The organism is Pseudomonas sp. UBA5568, assembly GCF_002425525.1.
In the GTDB taxonomy this organism is placed as follows: domain Bacteria; phylum Pseudomonadota; class Gammaproteobacteria; order Pseudomonadales; family Pseudomonadaceae; genus Aquipseudomonas; species Aquipseudomonas fulva.
Window position 1 is genome coordinate 171,178 of the sequence record NZ_DIMK01000001.1, and the last position, 6,328, is coordinate 177,505.

General features: G+C 65.3%; 4 protein-coding genes and 1 pseudogene. All 5 read left to right on the forward strand.

What is annotated here, in order from left to right; genetic code table 11:
• The first annotated feature begins 32 nt into the window (after positions 1-32).
• A complete protein-coding gene (gene alg8, locus B2S33_RS00835) occupies positions 33-1,514 on the forward strand; it encodes a mannuronan synthase (RefSeq protein WP_161780414.1) in 1,482 nt (493 codons plus the stop codon).
• A 36-nt stretch (positions 1,515-1,550) separates the two neighbouring features.
• Entirely contained in the window at positions 1,551-2,717 is a 1,167-nt protein-coding gene (locus B2S33_RS00840; protein ID WP_288649483.1) for an alginate biosynthesis protein Alg44, read from the forward strand.
• Between the two features lie 19 nt (positions 2,718-2,736).
• The gene (gene algK / locus B2S33_RS00845; RefSeq protein ID WP_125921921.1) at positions 2,737-4,170 is read left to right on the forward strand and encodes an alginate biosynthesis TPR repeat lipoprotein AlgK; all 1,434 of its coding nucleotides are present in this window, start codon (positions 2,737-2,739) and stop codon (positions 4,168-4,170) included.
• A complete protein-coding gene (locus B2S33_RS00850) occupies positions 4,167-5,642 on the forward strand; it encodes an alginate export family protein (protein ID WP_288649485.1) in 1,476 nt (491 codons plus the stop codon). Before algK ends, B2S33_RS00850 begins: the two co-directional genes overlap by 4 nt.
• Before the next feature lie 18 nt (positions 5,643-5,660).
• Positions 5,661-6,328, forward strand: a pseudogene (locus B2S33_RS00855) (right-handed parallel beta-helix repeat-containing protein); the annotation flags it as partial.

Below are 6,328 nucleotides of genomic sequence, written 5' to 3' on the forward strand. Positions count from 1 at the left end.
CCCCTACCCTGAATTCTTCACGGATGCTGAACATGCAAAGGCTTAAGACAGCGCTGCTGCAGTGCGCCGGTTGGTTGTTCTACATGAGCCTTCTCATGCTGATCGCCCTGGCCCTGCCAGCCGACATCTTCGACCCGCAGTCCAGGCACTTCATCTTCCTGGTCGGCGCAGTTGGCATCTGGCGTTACTCCATGGGCGCCACCCACTTCATCCGTGGCATGGTCTTTCTGTACGGCGTCTATCCGTACCTGCGCCGCAAGGTGCAGAAGATGGGCCAGGCAGCCGATCCGTCCCATGTCTACCTGATGGTCACCAGCTTTCGCATCGAAGCGCTGACCACCGCCCAGGTGTACAGCTCGGTGATTCGCGAAGCGATCGACTGCGGCTTCCCCACCACCGTGGTCTGTTCGCTGGTGGAGATGTCGGACGAGCTGCTGGTCAAGAGCCTGTGGGCCAGATACAACCCGCCCCCTCATGTCACCCTGGACATCGTGCGCATCGCAGGTACCGGCAAACGCGATGGCCTTGCCTACGGCTTTCGCGCCATTTCCCGCATGTTGCCCGATGACGATGCCGTGGTGGCGGTGATCGACGGCGACACCGTGCTGGACGAGGGCGTGGTGCGCAAGACCGTGCCGTGGTTCAAGCTGTTCCCCAACGTCGGCGGCCTGACCACCAACGAGTTCTGCGAAGTGCGCGGCGGCTACATCATGAGCGAGTGGCACAAGCTGCGCTTCGCCCAGCGCCACATCAACATGTGTTCCATGGCCCTGTCCAAGCGCGTGCTGACCATGACTGGCCGCATGTCGATGTTCCGCGCCAGCGTGGTGACCAACCCCGAGTTCATCGCCGACGTGGAAAGCGACGCGTTGATGCACTGGCGCCTGGGGCGCTTCAAGTTCCTGACCGGTGACGACAAGTCCAGCTGGTTCAGCCTGATGCGCCTGGGTTACGACACGTTTTACGTGCCCGATGCGGCCATCAACACGGTCGAGCATCCGCCTGAAAAAAGCTTCTTCAAGGCCAGCCGCAAGCTGATGTACCGCTGGTACGGCAACAACCTTCGGCAGAATTCACGCGCCCTTGGGCTTGGCCTGCGCCGCCTGGGGCTGTTCACCAGCATCGTGCTGTTCGATCAGCGGGTCTCGATGTGGACCAGCCTGCTGGGCCTGACAGTGGCCCTCATCGCCAGCCTGAAATTCGGCATGGCCTACCTGCTGGTGTACCTGCTGTGGATCGGTTTCACCCGCCTGGTACTCACCTTCATGCTGCTGTGCTCGGGCCACAGCGTTGGCCCGGCCTACCCGGTGATTCTCTATTACAACCAGATCGTCGGCGCGCTGATGAAGATCTACGTGTTCTTCCGCCTCGACAAACAGTCGTGGACGCGCCAGCCCACCACCCTCAAGCGTGACCTCGCCAGCTTTCAACAATGGTTCAACACCTGGTCCTCGCGGGCCATGACCTTTTCGGCTGCCAGCCTGTTCGTCGCTGCGCTGTTCATGGTCGTGTGACCCCACCCCGGATCGGAACTAACAGGAACAACCGCCATGAATACCGCCGTGAACGTCAACGTCGTGCATGAATCCGAAGCCCAGCGCCAGCACGCACGGGTGCGCATGCCTGCCAGGCTGCGCTTTGTCGACGCCCAGGGTCAGCCCCATGAAACCAAGGTAGATGACCTGTCGGCCGGCGGCCTGAGCTTCCATAGCCCGCATCCTCTGGCCGTAGGCCAGGTGCTGCACGGCCGGTTGCAGTTCAGCGTCGATAACCTGGGGCTGTCGATGGACGTGGCGTTTCAGGTGCGCTCCTACGTCCCAGGCAGCGGTCGGGCCGGCGTGCAGTTCCAGAACCTGGAGCCGCGCGATATCGCCACCTTGCGCCACCTGATCACCAGCCACTTGTCCGGCGAGCTGATCACCGTGGGCGATGTGCTCAGCACGCTGCAACGGGACAACTTCACCAAGGCGCGCAAGCAAAAGGACGCCGGCAGCGGGCTGGGCCCACTGGCCCGGTTCAAGGCGGTCAGCGTGACGCTGGGCCTGTTCGTGGCGGGCGTGGCAGCGTTCGGCTTCGTTGCCAAATCGCTGTATGGCCTGTACTTCGTCAGCCATGCCCAGGCCGCAGTCGTCGCCGTGCCTGTCACCACCATCACCATGCCCAGGGACGGCACCGTCAGCAGCCTGGTGCCAAGCGGCGCCCAAACGAGCAAGGGCGCCCCGCTTGCCAGCTTCAGCACCAGCATGCTGGACGTGCTCAAGGGCAGCCTGGACGACACCCAGCTCGACCCCGCCAAAATCCAGGAGCTGTTCGGCAAGCAACTGTCCGGCACCCTCACCAGCCCTTGCGATTGCATCGTCGCCCGCCAGCGTGTGGAAGACGGCCAGTACGCCGCCAAGGGCCAACCGATCTTCGAGCTGGTGCCACGCACGAGCACACCCACTGTCCAGGCCCGCTTCAGCTACCGCCAGTTCGACGAGGTCAAGCCGGGGACGCGGGTCAACTTCCAGGTGGCAGGCGAAGACCAGGTGCGCGCAGGGGAAATCGTCGCCAGCAGCAGCCTGGAACCCGACGCGCTGGCCGCCGACATCCGCGTACAGATCAAACCGGACAGCGCCCTGCCAGCGGCCCTGGCAGGCCGGCCGGTGTCGGTTGCCAGCAACCGCGGCCCTTCGCTGGACTGGCTGATCGGCAGTGCGTCGGCCCGTGGCCTGTGAGGGCGAGGTGATGACGAGCATGCCAACCTTGCCTGGGTCCAACCCACGCCCTTTCACGGCGTGCGCACTTGCCCTGACCGTGACACTGGCCGGTTGCGCCGGTCTGCCCGACCAGCGCCTGGCCAACGAAGCGCTCAAGCGCGGCGACCTGGCTGTGGCCGAACGCAACTACCAGGCACTGGCCGACCTGGGCTACAGCGATGCCCAGGTCGGGCTGGCCGACATCAAGGTGGCCACCGGTGACAGCGCCCAACGCGAGCAAGCCGAAGCCACCTACCGCGCCGCCGCTGCCACCTCGCCCCGTGCCCAGGCGCGCCTTGGCCGCCTGCTGGTGACCAAGCCGGGCAGCACCCAGGCCGAGCGCGAAGAGGCGCAAACGCTGCTCAAGCTGGCCGCCCGCCAGGGCCAGGGCAATACCCTGGTGCCACTGGCCATGCTGTACCTGGCCTACCCGCAGAGCTTCCCCACCATCAACGCGCAGCAGCAGATCGAGCGGTGGCGTACCGAGGGCTACCCGGAAGCGGGTATCGCCCAGGTGCTGCTCTACCGTACGCAGGGCACCTACGACCAGCACCTGGACGAAGTGCAGAGCCTGTGCCAGGCGGGGTTGGCGACTGCCGACCTGTGCTACGTGGAGCTGGCCACCGTGTACCGCAAGCGTGGTCAGGCCGAACAGCTGACCGCCCTGATGCACCAGCTCGAATCGGCTTACGCCCGCGGGGCAGTGCCTGCCAGCCGGGTGGACAGCGTCGCTCGCGTGCTGGCCGACCGCAGCCTGGGCCAGACCGACGGGCAAGCTGCCAAGGCGTTGCTCGAACGCGTGGCACCGGCGTACCCGGCATCCTGGGTCAGCCTGGCGCAGCTGCTGTACGACTTCCCTGAACTGGGGGACACCGACCATTTGCTGGCTTACCTGAAAAAAGGCCGTGATGCGCAGCAGCCTCGCGCGGACCTGCTGCTCGGCCGCCTGTACTACGAGGGCAAGCAGCTGCCGGCCGATGCCGAGAGCGCCGAGCGTCACCTGCTGGCCGCCGCCACGGCCGGCGAGACCAGTGCCCGCTACTACCTGGGCCAACTCTATCGCCGTGGCTACCTGGGCAACGTCGAGCCGCAGAAAGCGCTGGACAACCTGCTGGCGGCCGCACGCGGTGGCCAGGTCAGTGCCGACTATGCCCTGGCGCAGCTGTTCAGCGAGGGGCATGGCATCCGCCCGCAACCTGCCGATGCATGGGTCTTCGCGCAACTCGCCCAGGCCAACCCGACGCCCCAGTCGGCCGAGCTGTTGCAGCAGATCGAGCAGCAGCTGGCGCCCGAGGCGCGCCGCCAGGCCCAGCAGACGCTGGCGCGGGAAACCCAAGCTCGCATGGCCATGACGCCCGGCGCCAGCAATACCCTGGCCCTGGATGTGCTGCAAGACGATGAAAACGACGTAGACGGTGAGGACGCGCCATGATGCTCAACCCTTTCGTCAAAGCCGGGATCGGCCTTGGCTTTGCCTTGCTGTGGTCCTGCCCGAGCCTGGCCCAGGTCACGGCCGAACGCAATTTTGGCCTGGAAGTGAAAGTCACTGGCCAGTCCGAAGACGACCGCGACCTGGGCACCCGCCCAGGCGGTGACGTCAATGGCCTGGGCCTGGACCTGCGCCCGTGGGTCTACGGCGAGCGCGGCAACTGGAGCGCCTATGCCATGGGCCAGGCGGTCACTGCCACCGATACCATCGAAACCGATACCCTGCGCCAGAACGACGATGGCACCACTACCGACACGGGCACAGACAGTCGTCAACCGGACAAGAGCTACCTGGCCATGCGCGAGTTCTGGGTGGGCTACAGCGGCCTGACCGCCTACCCCGGCGAGCAACTGCGACTGGGCCGGCAACGGTTGCGCAGCGACGATGGCATGTGGCGCGACACCAACATCGAAGCCCTCAACTGGACCTTCGACACCACCCTGCTCAAGGCCGACCTGGGTGTAGCCCGGCGTTTCAGCGAATACCGAACCGACCTGACCGACCTGGCCCCGCAGGACGAGGATCGTACTCACCTCTACGGCAATGTCGCTGCCCAGTGGACGCCTGGCCATTGGGTGGGCCTGCGGGCTCATCACACCCACGACAGCGGTAGCCTGAAAAACCCCGGCCAAACCGTCGACGCCTTGGACAAGACCCGCACCGGCGACCTGACATGGCTGGGCCTGGAGGCCAACAGCGATGCCTACAACTGGCGCAATGAGCATGACGTCAACTACTGGGGCAGCCTGACCTGGCTGACCGGCAACCGTGACACCCTCAGCAGCCGCCAGGTGGGCGACCAGCAAGTGGCCACCGGTACTCAACGCGGCGACGTCAATGCCTGGGCCACCGACCTGGGCGTACGCCTGCGCCTGAACCCGCAGTGGCAGGCGGGCGCCGCCTATGCCCGCGGCAGCGGCGGCGGTGACGAGGGCGGCAACAACTTCGAGCAGACCGGCCTTGAAAGCAACCGCTCCAACTTCACCGGCACCCGATCGCGTGTGCATCGCTTTGGCGAGGCCTTTCGTGGCGAGTTGGGCAACCTGCAGGCCGCCACCTTGTTCGCCTCCTGGCAGCTGCGCGACGACTACGACGCAAGCTTCCTCTACCACAGGTTCTGGCGAGTGGACGGTGCGCAGAACATAGGCTCGAGCGGCATCAACGCCGTAGTCAACGACAACGGCATCAACCGGCCTTTGGTCGAGGGTGAGAAAGACCTTGGCCAGGAAATGGACGTGGTCGTGACCAAGTACTTCAAGCAAGGCCTGCTCCCCGCCTCGATGAGCCAGGCGATCGACGAGCCTTCGGCTCTGGTTCGCCTGCGTGCTGGGGTATTCAAGCCGGGCGATGCCTACGGCAAAGAGGCAGACAGCTACATGCACCGCGCCTTCGTCGACGTGATCTGGCGTTTCTGAGGCCACGAGGAAATTGCCATGAACGTTCATCCCCATCTTCGCCATAGCCTGCTGGCCTGCGCCCTGCTGCTTGCCAGTGGTTCGACCTGGGCGGCGCAACCCGGCCTGCTGACCAAGGAACTGCAACAGGCGCGCAGCTATACCGTCTCTAGCGCACCGATAGCGCCGCTGCAGCTGGACGCGCCCAAGCTCCCTGACCTCAGTGGCTACACCGCACAGGCCGTGCAGCAAAAGATCGACCGCAGCCAGCCGGGCAAGGTCAGCCTGCGCCGTATGTTCCAGGAAGACAGCCTCAAGGCATTCGTCGGTGGCGACAACAAGGCCGCCGAATGGGTGCGGCGCCAACACGGCATTCCACAGGCCATTTTCATCGACGATGGCCACGTGGACCTGGCGCAGTTGAGCCGCCAGGTGCCGCGCCGGTACCTGTCCGAGGTGCAGCCCGGTGTGTACCTGGCGCGTCTGCCCATCGTGGTCGGGCGCACCGGGACGTTGGAGATCGACGGCAAGGTCAAGCAACTGCGCCTGTCCGAGGAAGGCGGGGCATTTCTGGTCAACGACGGCAAGCTGTTCATCACCGACACCCAGGTGACCGGGTGGCGCGAGCAGGCCAAAGGCCCGGCCACGTTCCGCTCGCCCCAGGCGTTTCGCCCGTTTCTGCTGTCCTGGGGCGGCACCGAGACCTA